This window comes from Pseudomonas atagonensis, from assembly GCF_011369485.1.
Classification (GTDB): domain Bacteria; phylum Pseudomonadota; class Gammaproteobacteria; order Pseudomonadales; family Pseudomonadaceae; genus Aquipseudomonas; species Aquipseudomonas atagonensis.
The window spans coordinates 17710-40597 of the sequence record NZ_VXCA01000010.1; the positions used below are offsets into that span (position 1 = coordinate 17710).

Annotated in this window: 23 protein-coding genes and 1 tRNA gene; 14 read left to right on the forward strand and 10 right to left on the reverse strand. The window is 59.0% G+C overall.

Going from position 1 to position 22888, the window contains the following annotated elements:
- Positions 1-64: 64 nt before the first annotated feature.
- The 3 genes from F2P67_RS06895 to F2P67_RS06905 all read right to left on the reverse strand — a co-directional run bounded on the left by F2P67_RS06895 (position 65) and on the right by F2P67_RS06905 (position 3115).
- A complete protein-coding gene (locus tag F2P67_RS06895) occupies positions 65-769 on the reverse strand; it encodes a hypothetical protein (RefSeq protein WP_166218826.1) in 705 nt (234 codons plus the stop codon).
- Between the two features lie 118 nt (positions 770-887).
- Complete coding sequence (locus tag F2P67_RS06900) at positions 888-2408, reverse strand: sensor histidine kinase (RefSeq protein ID WP_166218828.1); 1521 nt, start codon at positions 2406-2408, stop codon at positions 888-890.
- Positions 2405-3115: a response regulator transcription factor gene (locus tag F2P67_RS06905; RefSeq protein WP_166218830.1), complete on the reverse strand. Its 711-nt coding sequence runs from the start codon at positions 3113-3115 to the stop codon at positions 2405-2407. The genes F2P67_RS06900 and F2P67_RS06905 overlap by 4 nt, the downstream gene beginning before the upstream one ends.
- Before the next feature lie 151 nt (positions 3116-3266).
- Here F2P67_RS06905 and msrB point away from each other — a divergent pair, with 151 nt between their 5' ends.
- The 3 genes from msrB to msrA are packed head-to-tail and all read left to right on the forward strand — an operon-like array spanning position 3267 to position 6357.
- The gene (gene msrB, locus F2P67_RS06910; RefSeq protein ID WP_166218832.1) at positions 3267-3785 is read left to right on the forward strand and encodes a peptide-methionine (R)-S-oxide reductase MsrB; all 519 of its coding nucleotides are present in this window, start codon (positions 3267-3269) and stop codon (positions 3783-3785) included.
- Positions 3786-3828: 43 nt separating this feature from the next.
- Positions 3829-5637 (forward strand): cytochrome c biogenesis protein DipZ, encoded by a 1809-nt coding sequence (locus F2P67_RS06915; protein ID WP_166218834.1) that lies wholly within the window; start codon positions 3829-3831, stop codon positions 5635-5637.
- Between the two features lie 15 nt (positions 5638-5652).
- Positions 5653-6357: a peptide-methionine (S)-S-oxide reductase MsrA gene (gene msrA, locus F2P67_RS06920; RefSeq protein ID WP_166218836.1), complete on the forward strand. Its 705-nt coding sequence runs from the start codon at positions 5653-5655 to the stop codon at positions 6355-6357.
- Positions 6358-6361: 4 nt separating this feature from the next.
- Here the strand turns inward: msrA and F2P67_RS06925 are convergent, their stop codons facing one another.
- Positions 6362-7267, reverse strand: a complete 906-nt coding sequence (locus F2P67_RS06925; protein WP_166218838.1) for a LysR family transcriptional regulator — start codon at positions 7265-7267, stop codon at positions 6362-6364.
- Positions 7268-7369: 102 nt separating this feature from the next.
- On the opposite strand from F2P67_RS06925, the gene F2P67_RS06930 reads away from it, so the two are divergent.
- On the forward strand, positions 7370-8542 hold the full coding sequence (locus F2P67_RS06930; protein ID WP_166218840.1) for an aspartate aminotransferase family protein: 1173 nt from the start codon (positions 7370-7372) through the stop codon (positions 8540-8542).
- 117 nt (positions 8543-8659) lie between these two features.
- On the opposite strand, the gene F2P67_RS06935 is transcribed toward F2P67_RS06930, so the two are convergent.
- The 3 genes from F2P67_RS06935 to F2P67_RS06945 form a co-directional block, all read right to left on the reverse strand.
- Entirely contained in the window at positions 8660-10579 is a 1920-nt protein-coding gene (locus F2P67_RS06935; RefSeq protein WP_166218842.1) for an alkaline phosphatase D family protein, read from the reverse strand.
- Between the two features lie 71 nt (positions 10580-10650).
- Complete coding sequence (locus F2P67_RS06940; protein ID WP_166218844.1) at positions 10651-11394, reverse strand: hypothetical protein; 744 nt, start codon at positions 11392-11394, stop codon at positions 10651-10653.
- Between the two features lie 152 nt (positions 11395-11546).
- Positions 11547-11900 (reverse strand): hypothetical protein, encoded by a 354-nt coding sequence (locus F2P67_RS06945; RefSeq protein ID WP_166218846.1) that lies wholly within the window; start codon positions 11898-11900, stop codon positions 11547-11549.
- Positions 11901-12022: 122 nt separating this feature from the next.
- Between F2P67_RS06945 and F2P67_RS06950 the strand changes: the two genes are divergently transcribed.
- Complete coding sequence (locus F2P67_RS06950; RefSeq protein ID WP_166218848.1) at positions 12023-12769, forward strand: hypothetical protein; 747 nt, start codon at positions 12023-12025, stop codon at positions 12767-12769.
- 25 nt (positions 12770-12794) lie between these two features.
- On the opposite strand, the gene F2P67_RS06955 is transcribed toward F2P67_RS06950, so the two are convergent.
- A complete protein-coding gene (locus F2P67_RS06955; protein WP_166218850.1) occupies positions 12795-13124 on the reverse strand; it encodes a hypothetical protein in 330 nt (109 codons plus the stop codon).
- Positions 13125-13218: 94 nt separating this feature from the next.
- Positions 13219-13303, reverse strand: a tRNA-Leu gene (locus tag F2P67_RS06960).
- A gap of 108 nt (positions 13304-13411) precedes the next feature.
- On the opposite strand from F2P67_RS06960, the gene queA reads away from it, so the two are divergent.
- The 6 genes from queA (at position 13412) to F2P67_RS06990 (ending at position 19517) form a co-directional block, all read left to right on the forward strand.
- Positions 13412-14476, forward strand: a complete 1065-nt coding sequence (queA, locus tag F2P67_RS06965) for a tRNA preQ1(34) S-adenosylmethionine ribosyltransferase-isomerase QueA (RefSeq protein WP_166218852.1) — start codon at positions 13412-13414, stop codon at positions 14474-14476.
- A gap of 14 nt (positions 14477-14490) precedes the next feature.
- Positions 14491-15606 (forward strand): tRNA guanosine(34) transglycosylase Tgt, encoded by a 1116-nt coding sequence (gene tgt, locus F2P67_RS06970; RefSeq protein ID WP_166218884.1) that lies wholly within the window; start codon positions 14491-14493, stop codon positions 15604-15606.
- Between the two features lie 43 nt (positions 15607-15649).
- A complete protein-coding gene (yajC, locus tag F2P67_RS06975; RefSeq protein WP_007916913.1) occupies positions 15650-15988 on the forward strand; it encodes a preprotein translocase subunit YajC in 339 nt (112 codons plus the stop codon).
- 64 nt (positions 15989-16052) lie between these two features.
- Positions 16053-17924 carry a protein translocase subunit SecD gene (gene secD, locus F2P67_RS06980; protein ID WP_166218886.1) on the forward strand — a complete coding sequence of 624 codons (1872 nt, stop codon included), beginning with the start codon at positions 16053-16055 and terminating at the stop codon, positions 17922-17924.
- Between the two features lie 9 nt (positions 17925-17933).
- On the forward strand, positions 17934-18848 hold the full coding sequence (gene secF / locus F2P67_RS06985) for a protein translocase subunit SecF (RefSeq protein ID WP_166218888.1): 915 nt from the start codon (positions 17934-17936) through the stop codon (positions 18846-18848).
- A gap of 120 nt (positions 18849-18968) precedes the next feature.
- Complete coding sequence (locus F2P67_RS06990; RefSeq protein WP_166218890.1) at positions 18969-19517, forward strand: glycine zipper 2TM domain-containing protein; 549 nt, start codon at positions 18969-18971, stop codon at positions 19515-19517.
- Between the two features lie 112 nt (positions 19518-19629).
- Here F2P67_RS06990 and suhB read toward each other — a convergent pair whose 3' ends face one another.
- On the reverse strand, positions 19630-20448 hold the full coding sequence (gene suhB, locus F2P67_RS06995; RefSeq protein WP_016773320.1) for a type III secretion system regulator SuhB: 819 nt from the start codon (positions 20446-20448) through the stop codon (positions 19630-19632).
- Positions 20449-20593: 145 nt separating this feature from the next.
- On the opposite strand from suhB, the gene trmJ reads away from it, so the two are divergent.
- The 3 genes from trmJ (at position 20594) to iscR (ending at position 22848) form a co-directional block, all read left to right on the forward strand.
- Entirely contained in the window at positions 20594-21364 is a 771-nt protein-coding gene (trmJ, locus tag F2P67_RS07000) for a tRNA (cytosine(32)/uridine(32)-2'-O)-methyltransferase TrmJ (RefSeq protein WP_166218892.1), read from the forward strand.
- Between the two features lie 3 nt (positions 21365-21367).
- Positions 21368-22144, forward strand: a complete 777-nt coding sequence (gene cysE, locus F2P67_RS07005) for a serine O-acetyltransferase (protein ID WP_007964422.1) — start codon at positions 21368-21370, stop codon at positions 22142-22144.
- A gap of 212 nt (positions 22145-22356) precedes the next feature.
- Positions 22357-22848 (forward strand): Fe-S cluster assembly transcriptional regulator IscR, encoded by a 492-nt coding sequence (gene iscR / locus F2P67_RS07010; protein ID WP_003227911.1) that lies wholly within the window; start codon positions 22357-22359, stop codon positions 22846-22848.
- Positions 22849-22888: the final 40 nt, after the last annotated feature.

Genomic DNA, 22888 nt, shown 5'->3' on the forward strand with positions numbered 1-22888 from the left:
ACGCCGGACAACAAAAAGCCCCGCCTGAATTTCAGAGCGGGGCTTTTTCGTCAGCGTCGATGCCTTACTGAGCGGCGATGCTGTAACCCTCGAACGCGGTCTGCTGCTGCAGTGCGGTGATGATGTTCTTGCGATTTACCGCGTGTTCGGTACCGGAATTATCGAGGAAGGTTTCGCCGTCGAGTTCGGCTTCTTCGCCTTCACCAACGAAGCTGAAACCGAGGAATTCCAGCGCTTCACGGTCAACGTTCAGGCGCGAGCGCGGCGTGCGCAGGGGCAAGGTCACGCTGATGCCGTCCTTGCTGATGGTGAAGATTTCGACTTCTTTCTTCGCCCGTGCAGCTTTGCTCTTGCCGCCGCTCGGGTTGCTGATCGCCTGGTGGGTCTGGTTCAGGACCTTGAGCGCCAGGCCATAAACGATTTCCTGGAAAGCCGGATCGTCCTTGAAGCAGGACAGGATGCGGCCAATGGAAAACTTGCTGCTCAGGTCTTCAAGGGCGGCGATGTCGGCAGCCTCGGCATCCTTCAGGCGCTTGAGTTCGCCCATCAATTCGTAGGCCTTGTCGTCATCGAAGCTGTCGTGGGCCTGACGGATCGCCGCACGCAGTTCGCGGATCTGATCGCTTTCGCGGGTCGACTGGAACGCGTCCAGGACCATCTCGCTGATGATTTTGGCTTGTGGCAGGTGTTGTGAAAGATTGATGGAGTTTTCGTATTCCGCTTTGGACGATTCGGTAACTACGGATTCAGCGGTGTTGAAATCGGACATTGAAATTTCACTACTTTTTAACTTGAGTTGAGACGAGAAAGAACCAGGTCTTTTTCAGGCCGACTAATTTAGGGGAGCGAGGCGGCGTTGTCACGGAGCAACGGTCCGGTGGTCCCAACTATTTGCCCGGCGTGTTCAGGTTCATCGATCGCACCATCCATTGTTCGGCGGTTTGCTGATCAACCGGCAGGGAAAAGCAAAACGTCGCACCGCGACCGGCAACGTCCACCAGCTGAATCTCCCGGCCATGCAATTGCAGGATGCGGTGAACGATGCGCAGCCCCAGACCGCCATCACGTCGAGCGCCTCCAATATTGAACGGGCGCAGGAACAGACCTTCGCGCAACTGCGGAGCGATCCCCGGCCCGCTGTCACTCACGGTCACATCGACAAGCGTTCCGCGGCTGGCCAGATCGAGCGCAATTTCGCCCCCCTGCGGGGTATGCCGCAATGCGTTGTCCACCAGATTGGTCAACACTCGCTCGATCAGCCCGAGGTCGGCGAACACGCCAGGCAGATTGGGCACGAAGTGCGCCTTGAGTTCGACCTGTCGCGCTTCGGCACTGAGTTCGAATTTCTGGAAAATGTCCTGCACCAGATCAATCAGGGAAAAGCGCTCCAGCACTGGTTGTACAAAACCGTGCTCCAGGCGCACCAGTTCCAGCAGCGATTGCGCCAGCCCGCCGACCTTGCGGCTCTGATCCAGGGCAATGCCCAGATAGCGCCGACGCTCATCGGCTGACAACGTCGCGTCCTTCAGCGAGAGGGTTTCCAGATAGCCGTGCAGCGACGCCAGCGGTGTGCGCAGGTCATGGGAGATGTTCGCCACCAGCTCGCGGCGTTCCTGATCCTGCCGGGTCAATGAGCGCCACTGTTCACCGAGCCGGGTCTGCATCTGCTGAAAGGCTGCATCGAGCACGGCAATTTCATCCTGGTCGGCGCGTTTATCCACAGGCACCGGTGCAGCCGGCAGCGGCTGAGGGGCGCCGTCGATATCAAAATGGCTGACGGTTTCGGTCAGTCGCCGCAAGGGCCGGGTAATCAGATTGAAAGCAGTGAGACCGGCGATCAGGCAGAGCAATGCGACCACAGCGATCGACAACAATGCCGTGTTCAGTGCTGCGCTGGTGGCACCGCGTTCGGCGAACCGGTCGTGTTCTTCGCTGAGCAACACCACGTAGAGATAGCCGGCCGCTTTGCCATTGACCTGCAGCGGCGCGGCGCTGAAAACCTTGCGGCCATCAACACTGCGCGGGTCATCGCCGAGGATCGGCAACGGTTGATCGCTGAGCAATTGCCGGATCGGCGCAAGGTCGACTTTGTCTCGGCGCATGCGGCCCTGCGGAGCGGCATTACCGACAATCCGCCCCTCGGTGTCGAGCAGGTACACCTCGACACTCGGGTTGACCAGCATCAACTGGCTGAACAGTTCGCGCACGGCACCGGGCATCAGGCCATTGCTGTCCATCAGCACCGTGTCGTGGGCGATATGCTGCGCCAGATCCCGTGACAGGCCTTGCACCACTTCCAGCTCGTGCATCTGGCTGGAACGCACTTGCAGCCAGGCTGACGTGCCGCAGCACACCAGCAACAACACGGCAAATACCAGTGACAGGCGCTGCGTCAGGGTCAGTTTCATGGCTGCTCGGTACCGAATTTATAACCGCGACCCCACACAGTGAGGATACGCGTGGGCTGGGCCGGATCCTTTTCGATCTTCGCCCGCAGGCGATTGATGTGCGTGTTGACCGTGTGCTCATACCCTTCGTGGCTGTAGCCCCAGACAGCATTGAGCAGATCCATGCGCGAGAACACCTTGCCCGGTTGCCGCGCGAAGAAATACAGCAAGTCGAACTCTCGCGGCGTGAGATCCAGTCGCTGGCCATCGAGGGAGACGTCGCGTGTGATCGGATCGATGGTCAAACCTTCCAGGCTGAGACTGCCGGCGTCCATCTTCAGATTGCGCGCCATGGCATCGACGCGACGCAGCAGGGCTTTGACCCGGGCCACCAGTTCCAGCATGGAAAACGGCTTGGCGAGGTAGTCATCGGCGCCCAGTTCCAGACCCAGAATGCGGTGCAATTCGCTGGATCGCGCACTGGTGATGATGATCGGTGTGTAGCGGGCCATGGCCCGGGCGCAGCGGCAGATTTCCAGACCGTCGACCCCCGGCAGCATGAGGTCGAGAATCAAGGCATCCCAATGACCTTGCTGCAGCAGGCGCATGCCTTCGTCGCCGTCGGCGCTGTGGGTCACCTCGAATTGTTCGTCCCGCAGATGCAGGCAAATGAGGTCGGCGATGTGCAGGTCGTCCTCGACCACGAGAACGCGTTTGGTCTGTTCCATGAAGCTCAATCCTTCGGCGCGATAAGCGCATTGTGCGGGTTTTCCTCCGGGCGAGTTATCACGAATTCGTTAACTTCCCGTGAGGATTTGGCGATCAAACCAAGCCTAGGCTGTGTTCCAGAAAGGGCATCTGGAATTTCGGGAGACGGCCATGTTTTCACGGCGACAGATTCTGTTAGCGGGCGGCGGGCTAGGGTTTACAGCCCTGGTGGCAGGTGTATTGCCAAAATTGTCGACCAGCACCGCGCTGGTCAGCCAGGCCTATGCCGACGAGGTATTCGAAGTGACGCACAGCGACAGCGAATGGCACTCGATGCTGAGCGACGAGCAGTATCAGATATTGCGCGAAGAGGGCACAGAAAGGGCTTACAGCAGTGCGCTGAACAATGAGCACCGAACGGGCACATTTGCCTGTGCCGGCTGCGATCTGGCGCTGTTTTCCTCCGCCACAAAATTCGACAGCCGCACCGGTTGGCCGAGTTTCTGGGCACCACTGGAGCGTGCGGTGGCTACCCGTCACGACCGCTCCTTCGGCATGGTTCGCGAAGAGGTTCACTGTCGACGCTGCGGCGGTCATCTGGGGCATGTCTTCGACGACGGTCCCAAACCCACCGGCCTGCGTTACTGCATGAACGGTCTGGCCATGACCTTCAAAGCCGTGGCGGCATAAGCCATGACTCGTTTGCGCTCCTCACTTTCAACAGGACGGATTTATGTGGCTCTTGGTTCTCGCTTATCTCGGTGGAGTGCTGACGATTGTCAGTCCCTGCATCCTGCCGGTTCTGCCTTTTGTCTTCGCTCGCACCGGGCAGCCGTTTATCAAGAGTGGCTTGCCGCTGCTGGCGGGGATGGCGGTCACCTTCGCGCTCGTCGCCTCGTTGGCGGCGGTGGGCGGCGGTTGGGTGGTGCAAGTCAATCAGTACGGGCGCTGGCTCGCGTTGCTGTTCGTTGCACTGTTCGGGCTGACATTGCTGCTGCCGCAAGTGGCCGAGCGTCTGACCCGGCCGCTGGTATCGGCGGGCAGTCGCCTGTCGCAAGCCGCCGGTCAGGACAATCGCCCGCGTCCCGGCGCTTCGTTTCTGATCGGCGTCGCTACGGGCCTGCTCTGGGCTCCGTGCGCCGGACCGATTCTCGGATTGATTCTCACCGGTGCTGCCCTGCAAGGCGCAAGCATCGCCACCACGCTGTTGTTGCTCGCTTACGCGGCGGGCGCGGCCACGTCGCTGGCCGCGGCGCTGCTGCTGGGCGGTAAGGTCTTCGCGCTGATGAAACGCTCGATCGGCACCGGTGAATGGATTCGTCGTGGCCTGGGGGCGGCGATGTTGGCGGGTGTCGCGGCAATCGCTCTGGGTCTTGATACCGGGATTCTGGCGCGGGTTTCGACCGCGTCCACCGGCGGCCTCGAACAGGCGCTGGTCGGCAGGCTTTCGGGCCAATCCACCCATTCGAACGGCGCGATGATGGCGCAGACTCCTGCTGACGACGGCGCGGCGAATGGCAGCATGATGGCGGCGGGTGGTGCGATGAAAATGGCCGCGAAGGCACCGGCCACCTTGCCGGTCGAAGGTCAGTTGCCAGCGCTGGACGGTGCTGTGCAATGGCTCAATTCGCCACCGCTGGATGCTCAGGCATTGAAAGGCAAAGTGGTGCTGGTGGATTTCTGGACTTACTCCTGCATCAACTGCCTGCGCACCTTGCCTTACGTCAAAGCCTGGGCCGAGAAGTATCGCGATCAGGGGCTTGTAGTGATTGGTGTACACGCGCCGGAGTTCGCCTTTGAACGTGATGTCGGCAATGTCACCAAAGCCATGAAGGAACTGGGCATCAACTACCCGGTGGCCATCGATAACGACTACAAGATCTGGCGCGCTTTCAACAATGAATACTGGCCGGCGCATTACTTCGCCGACGCGCAGGGACGCATTCGTTACCACCATTTTGGCGAAGGGGACTACGCAGAGTCGGAGCGGATCATCCAACAGTTGTTGCGCGAGGCTGGTTCGAAAACGGTCGCGGACGGCTTGATCAATGCAGACGCAAAAGGTGTGCAACTGGCGCCGGACATGAATGAAGTGCAATCGCCGGAAACCTATGTCGGCTATCAGCGCGCGGAACATTTCGTACCCGATCTCAGCCTGGTCCCGGACAAAGTTTCGGCTTATGTCCCACCGGCCAATCTGACCCTGAATGACTGGAGCCTCGGCGGCCAGTGGAACGTCGGCGCCGAACACGCCACCGCCAGCGCTCCGTCCAGCTCCATCGCTTACCGCTTCCACGCCCGCGACCTGCATCTGGTTCTGGGGCCGGGAGTCGATGGCAAACCGGTTCGCTTCAAAATCTCCATTGATGGACAGGCACCGGGCGATGCCCATGGCGTCGATGTCGCGCCGGACGGCACGGGCCGCGTGACCGAACAACGGCTGTATCAATTGGTTCGGCAAACCGGTGGTGTGAAGGACAGAACCTTCAGCATCGAGTTTCTTGACCCGGGCGTGTCGGCCTACGCCTTTACCTTCGGCTGATCGGGAGTGACTGAGATGAAAAGTAGAAGTACATGGCGTCGGGTGTTGTTGGCAGTTGCCGTGGCCGGTGTGGTGGGCCAGGTCTCGGCCTTTTCATTGGGGGGTGAAGAGGCAGTCATCATTCCACCGCCTACCCTCGACGAAACCACGCAAGCGCACAGCGAAACGGCGGTGTTTGCCGGGGGCTGTTTCTGGGGTGTGCAGGGCGTTTTTCAACACGTCAAAGGCGTGCAGAAAGCTGTCTCCGGGTATGCCGGTGGAGCGGCCAACACCGCCGAATACGAGCGCGTCAGCGAAGGCGATACCGGCCACGCGGAATCGGTGCAAGTCACCTTCGATCCGACGCAAGTCAGTTACGGCAGTCTGTTGCAAATTTACTTCTCGGTAGCCCACAACCCCACCGAACTCAATCGACAGGGGCCTGACAGCGGCACGCAATATCGTTCAGCGCTTTTCCCCGTCAACGCCGATCAGCAGAAAATTGCGCAGGCCTACATCACTCAACTTGACGCGGCCCACGCATTCAACAAACCGATCGTCACGAAACTGGAAACCTACAACGGCTTCTATCCGGCGGAGGACTATCACCAGGACTTCCTGACCGAACACCCGAGCTACCCGTACATTGTGATCAACGACATGCCCAAGGTGGCAAATTTGAAGCAGGTGTTTGCGCAGCGTTATCTAGAGAAACCGGTGTTGGTGAAGAGTGGTTCCTGATGTCTCAGGATCTACCCCACGTCTGCATCGCAAATTCGACGAAGCGGCGCAGCTTCGGCAGGCGATAGCGATCCGGGGCGTACAGCAGATGCAAAGGGCGACTGGGCGGTTGAAAGTCAGGAATGACTCTTACCAGTTTGCCCTCGCGCAGATCCTGCTCCACCAGTGCATCGGGCAGCATCACGATGCCCATGCCGGTGCGAGCAGCCTGATGCAAACCGGCAGAGCTGTTGATGAGCATGGGGCCGCTTACATCGACCAGAATCTCGCCGTCAGGGCCGCTCAGACGCCAGCGTTTTTCCACCGATTGCCAGTCATCGCCAGCAGGATAGGCGAACGACAGGCAGTCGTGCTGCTGCAATTCTTCAGGGGTCAGCGGCATACCTCGTCGAGCGACGTATTGCGCAGAAGCGCACACGGTCAGGGTATAGTCGATCAAGGGGCGGGCGATCAGGTTCGACTGTTCGAAGTGGCCCAGCCGGAAGGCTACGTCGAGGCCACTTTCCAGCAGATCCGGGCGGCGATTGGTGAGCACCACATCCATTTTGACCTGTGGGTATTGCAGGGAAAACTCACTGAGTGCAGGAGCAAGACGCTCAACGCCAAAGGTCAGCGGCGCAGTAATTCGCAGCAGGCCACGGGGTTCATCGAGCGCCTGTTCCGCCAGACGCTCGGAGTCCGCCACGAGTCCCAATACATCCAGGCACCGCTGGTAATAAACGCTGCCGAACTCGGTGAGCCGCTGACGCCGGGTGGTGCGTTGCAGCAGTTGCACGCCGAGCCTCTGCTCCAGAGCGCGCAGATGATTACCGACCATCGTCGTCGACATGTCGCACTGCAACGCAGCTGCCGTCATGCTCCCGGCCTCGACAACTTTGACGTAAACGCTCATCGACTGGAACAGATCCATTATCAAGCTCTGCTTTTAAATGATTGAAGTTTTCGCGAGTTTATCCAGTTCTGGTGGCTAACCATACTGCAAACACACCGACCTTCACTGGAGTTTGAAGTCATGACCGCCGCCCTGATGAATACCTACCAACCACTGGCCTTGAGTTTCATCAAGGGCCTGGGCACTCGCCTGTGGGATCAGGCCGGTCGCGAGTATCTGGACGCGGTTGCCGGGGTCGCGGTGACCAATGTCGGCCACTCGCATCCGCGGATTGTTTCGGCGATCAGCGAGCAGGCGGGATTGCTTCTGCATACCTCCAACCTGTACAGCATCGACTGGCAACAACAGTTGGCAAAGCGGCTGACGGCGTTATCGGGTATGGAGCGGGCGTTCTTTAACAACTCCGGGGCCGAGGCCAATGAAACGGCACTGAAGCTCGCGCGTTTGTATGGCTGGCGCAAGGGCATCGAACGGCCGCTGGTGGTGGTGATGGCCAACGCGTTTCATGGCCGCACACTCGGCACGCTATCGGCCAGTGACGGCCCGGCAGTTCGGCTGGGCTTCAACGAACTGCCGGGAGACTTTGTCAAAGTGCCGTTCGGTGATCTTGCGGCGCTGGAGCAAGTGCAGCGCAAGCACGGTGAGCGGATCGTGGCGATTCTGGTCGAACCGATTCAAGGCGAAAGCGGCGTTCAATTGGCCCCGCCCGACTATTTCAAAGCCTTGCGTGAACTGTGCAATCGGCACGCCTGGTTGCTGATGCTCGACGAAATCCAGACTGGCATCGGTCGCACTGGCCAGTGGTTTGCGTTTCAGCATGAAGGCATCGTTCCCGACGTCATGACTCTGGCCAAAGGCCTCGGCAATGGTGTGCCCATCGGCGCTTGTCTGGCGCGGGGCAGGGCGGCGGATCTCTTCACCCCGGGCAGTCATGGCAGCACGTTCGGCGGCAACCCGCTGGCCTGCCGGGTGGGTTGCACGGTGCTCGATATCATCGAAGAGCAGAGCTTGCTGGACAATGCACGGGTCCAAGGTGAGCGCCTGCAGAGCCGCTTGCGGGCGGAACTGGCGGACAACCCCAATGTGTTGGCGATTCGGGGACAGGGTTTGATGATCGGCATCGAATTGAAACAGCCGATCCGCGATCTGACGCTGATCGCCGCACGCGATCACGGGTTGCTGATCAACGTCACGCGTGGCAAGACCATACGGCTGCTGCCACCACTGACGATTGATGAGCGGGAGGTGGAGATGATTGTGAGAGGTGTTGGACGGATTGTCTCCGTGAATTAATGGGTATCCGACAACCCTGTGGGAGCGAGCTTGCTCGCGAAAGCGTCGTGACAGTCGGCATTAATGTTCAATGTTCGACCGCATTCGCGAGCAGGCTCTCTCCCGCACGAGAAGTGCTCAGTCCGGATAATCCGCCAGATCCGGCGCCAGCATTCGCGTCTTCACCGCCCCGTTCGAATTGTGCTGAATAATCTCCCGTGGTTGTCCCTGCTCGTTGAAAAACACTTGGCCGATGCCTGCCGAATTCCACAGGCGTTCCCCTGCTTCGGCGTGTTCGGGTGTGTATGGCACGATTCGCATGCGGCGGCGTTTGGTGAACCAGTTCAGCGGTGAGCGCGGCGAGTAGAGCCAGCGGTTGAGGCGGTCGAACCATTCCAGCAGGGTTTTCGGAAACTCGTTCTTGATCCCGCTGCTGGTGATCTGCCAGATCCGTGGGCCGGCCTTGCGGTGTCGGATAAGCACTTCGTAGACGAAGGAATAATGCACATCACCGGACAGCACCACGTAGTTCCCCGGTGTCCTTGAGTGTCGGAAAATGTTCAGGATCACCTGCGCGGCACCGCGATGGGCCATCCAGTTTTCTGCATCGACCAGCAACGGATAACCGCACCAGCTGAAGACTTTCTGTACGGTTTCAATCAGCTTCACGCCGAAGATCGGCGCGGGGGAAACGATGATTGCCGACGGGTGATCGAGTAATTCCTGTTGCAGTTCGCTCAAGGCTTCCCAGTCGAGTAATCCCGAAGGCTGTTTGAGCGCGACCTCGCTGCGCCAGCGGCGGGTGCGCGTGTCGATGACCACCAGTGCCGGGCTGCTTGGCAAGACGTAATGCCAGTGTTGAAAACGCAACAGGTCATCGATCAGGTCGTCTTGCAGAGGACTGTCGAGGTAACGGTCATCGGCGCTGGCGCTCAAGCGTCGGGTTTTCTCCAGCACATCCTTGAACACATCCGGGTTGTTGCCCCAGCCCTGGCACAGCATGTAGGCGAGCAACGCGTTGCCGATGATGCGCTTGGAGAACGGATGACCGTAGGCCGTTTCCTCCCATTGTGCGGACAGATTCCAGTCATCGGTGATGTCGTGATCGTCAAAAATCATCAGGCTCGGCAAGTGCGCCAACGCTCGGGAAACCTGCCCGAGGCCTGCCTTGAAACCGCCAATCCGACTCTGTTCCAGGGCGTAGCGCTTTAGGCGTACGGGCGTGAGCGTCGGGGCTGTTGGCTCGATCAGCGTCCACGCGACGGGAGACCACACCAGCAGATACATCGCCATGACTTCGGCGAAAGTCACCAAATGATTGTCGGCGCTGCTGCTGGTAAAAATCGGCTTACGCGCGCCGCCGAAAAATCGCTCACGCAATGTCTCGTTGCTCTCCAGCGCCGGTAACAAATCCGCACGGTGGTAATAACTGGCCGGGTGTTCGTAGAGTCTGGCGCTGTCGCTGACCACGGCGCCTTCGAGGTATTCGTCGAACAGACCGAGACGCTCGATCACGGCGTGAATCGCTCGTAGCATCGGGCCTGCAACATCGTCGGCGTAAATCTGATCGCCGCTCATCATCAGCAGGGCCGGGCGCTGTTGCGGCTCGGTTTCGGCCGCCAGCAGTTGATCGACGCACAGCAAGCCGTCCGCCGCAGCATGATGCGGTTTACGACAGGAACCATGGAGCAACTGATCGATACGCGAGCGCACGACGAAGTTCGGGCACTTGGCATCGCTGTACAGCAGATGCGGCGCCCAGTTGGCGATGCAGTGTTGGCCGTCGATCAGCAAGTCGTAATCGATCCGTGTATCGCAAGGCAGGATGCCGTCAAGGTTGACGTCAATGAGGTGAACGAACGCACAAGTGCCCACAGCAATGACCGTGCATTTCCCCGCATCCAGTGGAATGTCTCCTACACCTTGCAGGCGCAAGGTCAGCGACAGCTCGCGAGTACCGACCAGCCACAGCACCACGCGCTTCTGCTCCAGCCGTCGCAGCAGCGGGCCGGCCAGAACGGGAGGCAGCGAGGTCAGGTCATCAGGTGTTGGAGACATCAGGGGAAAAGCTCAAGGCGCACAGGTCGGCGATGATAGCGCAGCCGGCGCCTCGAACCCTTAAACGTGGCTTAAGAGTCGGCCTTTTGCAGCTTCAGCGCCAACAAACGCCATTGCGCAGGCGTCGCGTCGACTCTCGGTTGCTCTTGCACGGAGCAGTCAAAACGGTAAGTGACATCGTCGCCGTTCATGTTGCGCGCGGTGACGCTGTTGCTGAAGGTGTAAACCTGATCCTTGAAACGGTGGCTGACCAGCGCCTGGCTGTCAGCAAAACGCGCCGAAGCGGGGAAGCGCAAGGTGCTGGTCACAAACGGGCTGCACATAACATACGCGATCATCGATTTATCGGCTGTTGAGTCGCCGCGCAATTTCTTGTTCAGCGCTGCCAGGGCCATGCGACCCTCATAGTCGCTTTGATCCAGCACGGTCTGTAAGCCGATTGATTTCGGCGCCCGGCCGGCGTAGTTCGGCAACAATGCGGAATCCGCTGGAGACGGTTTATCGTCTGGCTCGATAGCGGCAAACACGGGAGCGTCATTCAGCGCTGCGGGGTTTGCAACCGACTCGGCTTCCGGCAACAACGAAGTAGGTTCAGCTTCACGGGTCACGACATTTTCTGACTGCGCGGATTCATATCCATGCGGCGACGGAAACACTGAAAAAGTGATCGACAACACCACCAGCGCAACAATAAAACCGCCCGCCGCACCCACCATGTTGCTGTAAAAAAGATTCCAGCTACCGCGGTTTTTCACCACCCAGCGCCACATGAAACCCCAGGCTGCGACAAATGCCAGAAAACGCAGAAACTCCATTTTATCCTTTCCTTAAACCTTCAAAAGCCTGAAAACATCGCTCGCGAAAATGCAGCGTTGTCGATGGACGGCAAGATATCAAAATAGAAGCGCCGCGCCATCGCCATTCGCCAAAGTGCCTCGATGGTCAGGCGCTGCAATCGACAATCGCTTCAGTAAATCATCGCCAGTAACACCAGCGCAGTCGCGCCGCCGGCGAACCCACACAATGCTCCCAGAAGCTGACGTGCGACCGGATGTTGTGGCTCGCCACGATTAGCCACCCACATCCAGATGCCTGCCAATACGCCGCCGCTGGTCATCAAAACCTGCAGGCTGCGAGCAAGGTTTGGCGTCGCCATCGTCGTCCCGAACAGACCGTCGTAAACCAGGGTGAAGACCATGCCCACCACCAGGCCACTGCCAAGGCCAGCGAGGTTGGCGAGAAACAGATTCCATTCGCCACGCTGTTTCACGACCCAATACCACGTTCCAGCGATGACGAGCAGGCACCACAAAGCATCCATTGAATTCTTTCCTTTTTGCGCGATTGCGGAAGCGGCGTAGTGAACGCCTCCAGCGAAAGTGGACGGCAAGATAGCAAAATAGTAGCGTCGCGCCACTGCCCCAACTCTGTAACGGACTACACATGTCAGCAGTTGCTAAAACCTCGCGCCTGTTCTGTGCGCTCACCCTAGGCGTTGTCATGGCCCCGGCATTCGCCGAGTGGAAAGAACATCCGGAAAACAGCTGGAAGTACTACGCCGGCAATTGCCAGAAGGCGCAGGAGAAAATGGCCGATGTGCAAAGCGGTCGCACCACGGCCTACGACGTGATGTTTGCGCTGGAAAGCAACCTGCGAACCATGAGTGAACACCGCGCTAATCTGGCGCCACAGCACCTCGACTCCGGGGAGTTCGCTCAATGCGAAAGCGTGGCTGCCCAAGCCGAGTCAACCATCGCCCAAGGCAAGGCCGAGTTCGCCGCCCAGATGCAGCGTGGCGTGGAGGAGGGCCGGATCGCCCATCAGAATTCCCCCGAATACCAGCGCGCCCGCTCCCTCGGCTTCAGCGACGTCGGCGATATTTCCTTCCTGAGACTGCACGAAGACACCGACGGCGAAGCACGCTTGAAAACCATGTTGATAACCGTCGACGAAGTCTGCGGCCAGCACTTCCGCGCCACTCAATACGTGAAGCCGTATGTCATCTACACCGTCAGGCCTTCGGATGGCGGGTGCGGTGAGGTGAAGCGAGTAGCTGTGATTGGTGGCAGGTCAGTGGAGAAGGGCGATTACATTGATGAGAAGGGTGAGTTTCAGTATCTGGGCTGGAAGAAGCTTGTGGGGGCGGATGGTTTTCCGACCGACATCCGGGTGCTGAAGGCTCGGCGCTGAGTGGCCGGGCGCGACGTGAAGCAGATCAAAGAATGTCTTTTAAATAACCCTTGAGCGCGAGGAGTGGCTGAGCCAGTTGCTCCAGCGATTGGGCCCGACCGAATTCGGCAGACAACTTGTGCAACTCACGTCCCAGCGGTTTCTCGACACCGCCTAGCGCATTCATCGCCAACCTCAGACATTCATTCATTTTGAACTGAATGGTCTCGACATCTCCGCGCCGTACCAGCAACTCGAACACGTCTTTCTGATAGTCGCCCATGACCATGTCGTCCCGTAAAATCGGGCTCAGGCCTTCTTCCTCATAGGCGAGTTTGAGGGAGAAAAGGGCGACTGTTTCCAGTGACGTTTCCATGGTGCGGACCTTTGCAAGATCTCGCCGGACAAGCCAGCGGCACTTTCCGGCAGGCGAAAAAAAAGGCCTTGCTAAGCAAGACCTTTCTTGATTTTGGTGCCCCGAGGGAGACTCGAACTCCCACTCCTTTCGAAAACGGATTTTGAATCCGCCGCGTCTACCAATTCCGCCATCAGGGCTCAATGGCGGCGAAGTATAGAGAGGTCATTACCGTTGGTCAATCACGTTTCATGGTCAATTTTCGATATTTCCGCTAGACTTTCCGGCCCTGCTAGACGAACCCCATCATGCGCGTTGCTGACTTTACTTTCGAGCTTCCTGATTCGCTGATCGCCCGCCACCCTTTGGCCGAGCGTCGCGGTAGTCGCCTGTTGACCCTTGATGGTGTCAGCGGCGCCCTCGCACACCGTCAATTCACTGATTTGCTTGAGCATTTGCGCCCGGGCGATTTGATGGTGTTTAACAATACCCGGGTGATTCCGGCGCGGCTGTTTGGGCAGAAAGCCTCCGGCGGCAAGCTGGAAATCCTCATCGAACGGGTGCTCGATTCGCATCGCGTGCTGGCGCATGTGCGCTCCAGCAAGTCGCCGAAGCCGGGTTCGAAGATTCTCATCGACGGCGGTGGCGAAGCCGAGATGCTTGCCCGTCACGATGCGTTGTTCGAGCTGGGGTTCGATGAAGAAGTGCTGCCGCTGCTTGATCGCGTCGGGCACATGCCGTTGCCTCCTTATATAGACCGCCCTGATGAAGGCTCGGATCGCGAGCGCTATCAGACGGTGTACGCCCAGCGTCTGGGCGCGGTGGCGGCGCCGACGGCGGGGCTGCATTTCGATCAGCCGCTGATGGAGGCGATTGCCGCCAAAGGCGTCGAGACCGCGTTCGTTACGCTGCACGTGGGCGCAGGTACGTTTCAGCCGGTGCGCGTCGAAAAAATCGAAGATCACCACATGCACAGCGAATGGCTGGAGGTCGGCCAGGATGTGGTCGATGCAGTCGTTGCGTGTCGTGCGCGCGGTGGCCGCGTGATTGCTGTCGGCACCACCAGCGTGCGTTCACTGGAAAGTGCTGCGCGCGATGGCGTGCTCAAGCCGTTCAGTGGCGACACCGATATCTTTATCTTCCCGGGCCGGCCGTTCCATGTGGTCGATGCCCTGGTGACCAATTTCCATTTGCCCGAATCCACGCTGTTGATGCTGGTTTCGGCGTTCGCCGGTTATCCCGAAACCATGGCCGCCTACAAAGCCGCCGTAGACAACGGATACCGCTTTTTCAGCTACGGTGATGCAATGTTCATCACCCGTAACCCCGCACCGACTGCCCCTAAAGAAACAGGCCCAGAGGAAACAGAATGAGTCGCGAATGTCGAATGTCCTTTGAGCTTCTGGCCACTGATGGCAAGGCACGTCGTGGTCGCCTGACCTTCCCGCGTGGCAGCGTCGAGACCCCGGCGTTCATGCCGGTCGGTACTTATGGCACCGTCAAGGGCATGCTGCCGCGTGACATCGTCGCCACTGGCGCGGAGATCATTCTGGGCAACACGTTCCACTTGTGGTTGCGCCCGGGCACCGAGGTGATCAAGGAGCACGGCGACCTGCACGATTTCATGCAGTGGAAAGGCCCGATCCTGACCGACTCCGGCGGTTTCCAGGTGTTCAGCCTCGGCGCCATGCGCAAGATCAAGGAAGAGGGCGTGACCTTCGCCTCTCCGGTCGATGGCTCGAAAGTGTTCATGGGCCCGGAAGAGTCGATGCAGGTTCAGCGCGATCTGGGCTCCGACATCGTGATGATCTTCGACGAATGCACGCCGTACCCGGCTGACGAAGACGTCGCTCGGGTGTCGATGGAACTGTCGCTGCGCTGGGCTCAGCGTTCGAAAAACGCCCACGGTGACAACACCGCGGCGCTCTTCGGTATCGTTCAGGGCGGCATGCACCAGGATCTGCGCATGCGTTCGCTGGAAGGTCTCGACAAGATCGGCTTCGATGGCCTGGCCATCGGCGGTCTGTCGGTGGGCGAACCCAAGCATGAGATGATCAAAGTGCTGGATTATCTGCCGGGCATGATGCCGGCTGACAAACCTCGTTACCTTATGGGCGTTGGCAAACCGGAAGATCTGGTTGAGGGTGTGCGCCGCGGTGTGGACATGTTCGATTGCGTGATGCCAACCCGTAATGCCCGCAATGGGCATCTGTTCATTGATACCGGCGTGCTGAAGATCCGTAACGCGTTCCATCGCCATGATGATTCGCCACTGGATCCGACCTGCGATTGCTATACCTGCCAGAACTTCTCGCGCGCTTATCTGCATCACCTGGACAAGTGCGGCGAAATGCTTGGCAGCATGCTCAATACCATCCATAACTTGCGCCATTATCAGGTGCTCATGGCTGGTTTGCGCGAGGCTATTCAACAGGGTACATTGGCCGCCTTTGTCGATGCCTTCTACGCCAAACGCGGGCTCCCCGTTCCGCCTTTGGACTGAGTTTTCTGACCCCAAGATTCAACATTTGCAACTGGAGTGCTAAATGAGCTTTTTTATCTCTAACGCCATGGCTGACGCAGCTGCACCGGCTGCTGCAGGCCCAATGGGCGGCGGCTTCGAGTGGATTTTCCTGGTCGGCTTCCTGGTCATCTTCTACCTGATGATCTGGCGTCCACAGGCCAAGCGCGCCAAAGAGCAGAAGAACCTGCTGAGCAGCCTGCAGAAGGGCGACGAAGTGGTTACCACCGGCGGCATCGCCGGCAAGATCACCAAAGTGGCCGATGACTTCGTGGTTCTGGAAGTTTCCGACACCGTGGAAATGAAGTTCCAGAAAGGCGCCATCGCTGCCACGCTGCCAAAAGGCACGCTGAAAGCGATCTAAGAGCAACAACTTCTACTCAATCGACGGGGCGCGCAAGGCGCCCCGCGTCATAACGGGCGGCGTGATGCTGAACAAATATCCTCTGTGGAAATACATTCTGATCCTGGCGGTGCTGGCGATCGGTCTGATTTATTCCGCTCCCAATCTTTACCCCGATGACCCGGCCATTCAGATCAGCGGCGCCAGCACGGCTCTGCAGGTCAATCAGGCCGATCTGGATCGCGTAAGCACCGCGCTTCACGAGTCCGGGATCAACGTCAAGGCAGCTTCGCTGGCCGGAAACGGCAAAGGTGGTCTGATCCGTCTGACCAAGGCTGAAGATCAGCTGCCGGCCAAAGACGTTGTGCGCAAGGCATTGGGTGATGACTACGTCGTCGCGCTGAACCTGGCACAGACCACTCCGCAATGGCTGCGCAATCTGGGCGCGCACCCGATGAAGCTGGGTCTGGACTTGTCCGGTGGTGTGCACTTCCTCCTCGAAGTGGACATGGACAAAGCCCTCGACGCACGCCTGAAAGTTTACGAAGGCGACGTCAAGAGCCTGCTGCGCAAAGAGAAGCTGCGCTATCGCAGCCTGCCGCAACTGGGCGGTGCCATTCAGTTGGGCTTCAGCGACGCTGATTCCCGCGAACAGGCCCGTGCGCTGATCCGCAAAAACTTCAACGATTTCGACATTGTTCCGGCCGACCTCAACGGTCAGCCGGTGCTGCGTCTGGCGATGACCCCGGCCAAGCTGGCGGAAATCCGTGAATACTCCATCAAACAGAACTTGACCACGGTACGTAACCGCGTCAACGAGCTGGGTGTTGCCGAACCGATCGTCCAGCGTCAGGGCGCCAACCGCATCGTGGTTGAGCTGCCGGGCGTGCAGGACACTGCCGAAGCCAAGCGTATTCTCGGCAAGACGGCCAACCTTGAATTCCGCTTGGCTGCAGAGCCTGGTGCTTCCAAAGCCACTTCCGAAACTTTCGAGTTCCGCGAAGGCAAGCGTCCGCCTGCTCAGATCGAGCGTGGTCTGATCATCACTGGTGACCAGGTAACCGACGCCAAGGCCGGTTTCGATTCGCAGCACGGTACGCCAGAAGTGAACATCCGTCTGGATGGCCACGGTGGCGAGTTGATGAGCCGCGCAACCCGCTCCAACGTCGGTCGCAGCATGGCGGTGATCTTCATCGAACAGCGTCCGGTGACTACTTACGTCAAGCAAGTGGTTGATGGCGTCGAGAAAGATGTCGCCGTGCAGACGTTCAAGGAAGAGAAGAAGATCATCAGTCTGGCGACCATTCAGTCGCCGCTGGGTGCGCAATTCCGCATCACTGGCCTGAACGGTCAGGGTGAATCGTCCGAGCTGGCGCTGCTGCTGCGTGCCGGTGGTCTGGCCGCTCCGATGTACTTCGCTGAAGAGCGCACAATCGGCCCGAGCCTGGGTGCTGACAACATCACCAAAGGTATCGATGCATCGCTGTGGGGCATGTTGTTCGTGTCGCTGTTTATCATCGCCATCTACCGCTTCTTCGGCATCATCGCCACCGTCGCACTGGCGGTGAACATGGTGCTGCTGCTGGCGCTGATGTCGCTGCTGGGGGCAACGCTGACCCTGCCGGGTATCGCCGGTATCGTGCTGACCATGGGTATGGCGGTCGACGCCAACGTGCTGATCTTCTCGCGGATTCGTGAAGAGATCGCTGCCGGCATGACCGTGCAGCGTGCAATCAACGAAGGCTTCGGCCGGGCATTCACCGCGATTCTCGACGCCAACCTGACTACATTGCTGGTCGGCGGGATTCTCTTTGCCATGGGCACCGGCCCGGTCAAAGGTTTCGCAGTGACCATGTCCCTCGGGATCTTTACCTCGATGTTCACGGCCATCATGGTGACCCGCGCAATGGTCAACCTGATCTTTGGCGGACGTGACTTCAAGAAGTTGTGGATTTAAGGGGCTGCCATGTTACGTACAATCAACTTCATGGGCGTTCGCAACTTTGCGTTCGGCGTCACAGTGTTTCTTACGGTGCTGGCCATTTTCAGCGTCTTCCACAAGGGCATGAACTGGGGTCTGGACTTCACCGGCGGTACGCTCATCGAGCTGACCTACGAGCGTCCGGCTGACGTCACCAAGGTGCGTGAGCAACTGGTGACTTCGGGTTACCACGAAGCCATCGTGCAGAACTTCGGTGCAACCACCGATTTGCTGGTGCGTATGCCGGGTGAAGACCCGCAACTGGGCCATCAGGTTGCAGAAGCGCTGCAGAAGGTCGGCGGCGATAACCCGGCGACCGTCAAGCGCGTCGAGTTCGTCGGCCCGCAGGTCGGCGAAGAGCTGCGCGACCAGGGCGGCCTCGGCATGCTGCTGGCGCTCGGCGGCATCCTGATCTACCTGGCTTTCCGCTTTCAGTGGAAATTTGCGGTCGGCGCCATCGTTTCGCTGATCCACGACGTGATCGTGACCATCGGTATCCTGTCGTTCTTCCAGATCACCTTCGACCTGACGGTGCTGGCGGCGGTACTGGCGATCATCGGTTACTCGCTGAACGACACCATCGTGGTATTCGACCGCGTGCGTGAAAACTTCCGTGTGCTGCGCAAGGCTTCGTTGATCGAGAACATCAACATCTCGACCACGCAGACCCTGTTGCGCACCATGGCAACGTCGATCTCCACCTTGCTGGCGATTGCGGCGCTGTTGTTCTTCGGCGGCGATAACCTGTTCGGCTTCTCCATCGCCCTGTTCATCGGTGTATTGGCGGGTACCTACTCGTCGATCTACATCGCGAACGTGGTGCTGATCTGGCTGAACCTGAGCACTGAAGACCTGATTCCACCGGCCAACACCGAGAAGGAAGTCGACGACCGTCCATAACGGCCATCGTTTTCCCGGTTGTCAGTCGAAAAAGGCGCGAGTTGAACTCGCGCCTTTTTTTATGCTCCAAGGCTGGGAGAAGCGCGGGCGCGTCCCGCATGTGATGGTCAGGAGGTTCATGTGAACAAGTCGTTGCTGGTTGGTGCGGTATTGGGTGCTGTCGGTGTGACTGCCGGGGGTGCTGTTGCCACCTACAGCCTGGTTAAAAGCGGCCCTGAGTATGCGCAGGTTTTGGCCGTTGAACCGGTCAAGACACAGATCAAGACTCCACGTGAAGTGTGCAAGGACGTGGCAGTAACCCGGCAGAAACCGGTTCAGGATCAACACCAGATCCTCGGCACCGCCATTGGTGCGGTAGCGGGTGGTTTGTTGGGTAACCAGATTGGCGGCGGCACCGGCAAGAAAATTGCCACGGTGGCCGGTGCGGTCGGTGGTGGTTATGCCGGTAACAAGGTTCAGGAAGGCATGCAGAATCGCGATACCTACACCACGACTCAGACTCGCTGTAACACGGTGAATGACATCAGTGACAAGGTTGTAGGTTACGACGTGCGTTATTCGCTGGATGGCAAGGAAGGCAAGGTGCGGATGGATCGTGATCCGGGCAATCAGATTCCTGTCGACAAGGAAGGCAAGCTGATCCTGTCGCAGAATGCGCCGGGTCAGTAATCGGTTCTTGTTTTAAAAGAAGCACCCTTCGGGGTGCTTTTTTGTGTCTGCTGGTTGATAAGCGGGCATAAAAAAAGCACCCCGAAGGGTGCTTTTTCATTTCGCCAGAAGCTTAGCGCTTCAGCGAAGCCGGCAGGTGCGGCTGGATCGCCGTCAGGACTGCCTTGAAGCATTTGGTGTTGCCGGCAACGATGTGGCCTTTTTCAAGGAAGTCGTGACCGCCAGTGAAGTCGCTCACCAAGCCGCCAGCCTCTTGAATCAACAGCGCGCCTGCAGCCATGTCCCACTCTGACAGGCCCGACTCCCAGAACGCGTCGAAACGACCGGCGGCCACATAAGCCAGGTCCAGGCTTGCCGAGCCGGCGCGGCGGATGCCGGCGGTCTGGCCAACCAGGGCGCGGAACATGCCCAGGTAGTTATCGAGGTTGTCCATCTGGTCATCACGGAACGGGAAGCCAGTGCCCAGCAGAGCACCGTCGAGGCTGGTGCGACCGCTGACGCGCAGTCGACGACCGTTCAGTTGGGCGCCACGACCACGGCTGGCGGTGAATTCTTCCTGGCGAACCGGATCCAGAACAACTGCGTGCTCCAGGCGACCGCGGTATTTGCAGGCAATGCTGACAGCAAAGTGCGGAATGCCGCGCAGGAAGTTGGTGGTGCCGTCCAACGGATCGATGATCCACAGGTATTCTTCGCCTTCGATGCCGGTGCCAGCGTGCAGGCCAGTCTCTTCACCCTGGATCGAGTGATTCGGGTACGCCTTGCGCAGGGCATCGATGATTTTCTGTTCGGCGGCGCGATCAACCTCGGATACGTAATCCTTGGCGTCTTTTTCGTCGACCTTGATGGTATCCAGGCGCTCGATGGAGCGGAAGATCAGTTCACTGGCGCTGCGGGCGGCGCGCAGCGCGATATTCAGCATGGGCTGCATGGATGTGTCACCTAAGGTTGTTAAAGAAAGCCGCGCATTCTATCAGAACTTTTCTTCAGGTGAAGGACGCTGTTCGCTTTCATAGCTTAACGGTAGGCTGTTCTGTAAGATTTGCACCCCTTTCCTGTGTCCGAGAGCGCCTCCCTTGCTGCAGAACATTCGTGTCGTCCTGGTCAATACCAGTCACCCCGGCAACATCGGCGGGGCCGCGCGCGCCATGAAAAACATGGGTCTGTCGCGGCTGGTGCTGGTCGAGCCGCGCCTGTTTCCGCACCACGAAGCCGATGCACGTGCTTCCGGTGCCGGCGACATCCTTGAAAAGGCGCAAGTCGTCGCCACTTTGGAAGATGCCTTGGTCGGCTGCAATCTGGTGCTCGGTACCAGCGCCCGTGACCGGCGCATTCCGTGGCCGCTGCTGGATCCGCGTGAATGCGGCAGCAAAGTGGTCGAAGAGGCTGGGCAGGGCGCGGAAATCGCACTGGTATTTGGTCGTGAAGATTCCGGTCTGACCAATGACGAGCTGCAGCGATGTCACTTTCACGTGCACATTCCCTCCGATCCTGAGTTCAGTTCGCTGAATCTCGGGGCGGCGGTGCAGGTGCTGAGCTATGAGGTGCGCATGGCTTGGCTGGCGGCCCAAGGTCAGCCGACCAAGATCGAGAAAGAAGAAGTGGCTTCGGTGAAAAGTGCCGAGCTGGCGACCATGGATGAGCTGGAGCGATTCTATGAGCATCTGGAGCAGACGCTGGTCGCCATCGAATTCCTCGATCCGGAAAAGCCGCGACACTTGATGGCGCGCCTGCGCCGGTTGTACGGACGCAGCTCGGTCAGCCGGGCGGAAATGAATATTTTGCGTGGCATCCTCACGGAAACCCAGAAAGCGGCCCGTGGTGAGCTTCTTAAGCGGAAGGACTAAATGATGTTTGAGCGTTTGCGTGAAGATATCCAAAGCGTATTCCATCGAGATCCGGCGGCGCGTAACGCTTTTGAAGTCCTGACCTGCTACCCCGGCATGCACGCGATCTGGATTCATCGATTGGCGGGCATGCTGTGGCGCAATGAGCTGAAATGGCTGGCGCGGCTAGTGTCGAACTTCGGTCGCTGGTTGACCGGGATCGAGATCCATCCGGGCGCCAAAGTCGGGCGGCGCTTCTTCATCGATCACGGTATGGGCATCGTTATTGGTGAGACCGCCGAAATTGGCGATGACGTGACTATTTATCAAGGCGTGACCCTTGGTGGAACCAGCTGGAATAAAGGCAAGCGGCATCCGACCCTGGGTGATGGTGTTGTAGTCGGTGCAGGGGCCAAGGTGCTCGGCCCGTTCACTGTTGGTGCTGGTGCCAAGGTTGGCTCCAATGCGGTGGTGACCAAAGAGGTGCCGCCGGGTGCCACGGTGGTGGGGATTCCCGGGCGAATCATCGTCAAGTCCGACGAAGAGCAGGACGCCAAGCGCAAGGCCATGGCCGAGAAAATCGGCTTCGATGCCTATGGCGTCAGCGAAGACATGCCTGACCCGGTGGCGCGTGCCATCGGCCAGTTGCTCGATCACCTGCAGGCGGTGGACGGGCGTCTGGAGGGGATGTGCGGCGCACTGAAGGATCTGGGCAGCAATTACTGTGCGAAAGATCTGCCCGAGCTGCGCGAAGAAGACTTCGCCTGTGTGAAGGGCAAAGATGAATCCAAAGCCGGTTGATGCGCTGGCAAGGGTTGTTGCGGGGTTCGACAGCCCTTGTCATCGTGTTCAGGTGTAGCGACGGCAACGGGTGTGCCATTAAGCCGCAGACCCTGCTATCATTCGCGCGCTCTTTTGCGGGTAAACCCGACTAAAGCACTAGGTCTTATAGTTGACTTAAATGCTCGGGAATTGCATACTCCCGCCCATTCCGAACTCCGTGGTAACTGTCCATGCGACTGACTACAAAAGGCCGATACGCCGTGACCGCCATGCTTGACCTGGCGTTGCACGCGCAGCACGGGCCCGTGTCCCTGGCCGATATCTCCGAGCGCCAAGGCATCTCCCTGTCCTACCTCGAACAGCTTTTCGCCAAGCTGCGCCGCAGTAACCTGGTCTCCAGTGTTCGCGGTCCCGGTGGTGGCTACCAGCTGTCTCGCGACATGCAGGGCATCCAGGTGGCGCAAGTGATCGATGCGGTCAACGAATCGGTCGATGCGACCAAGTGCCAGGGCCAGGGCGATTGCCACTCCGGCGACACCTGCCTGACCCATCATCTGTGGTGCGACTTGAGCCTGCAGATTCACGAATTTCTAAGTGGTATCAGCTTGGCTGACCTTGTGACTCGCCGTGAGGTGCAAGAAGTAGCCCAGCGTCAGGACCAGCGCCGTTGCAACAGCAAGGCGCCACGCCTGGACAAGATTGAAGCGTCCGCCGTCGAATGACAGCCAGAGAGCTAGCGGCACGCCAGCCCTGATTTAGGAG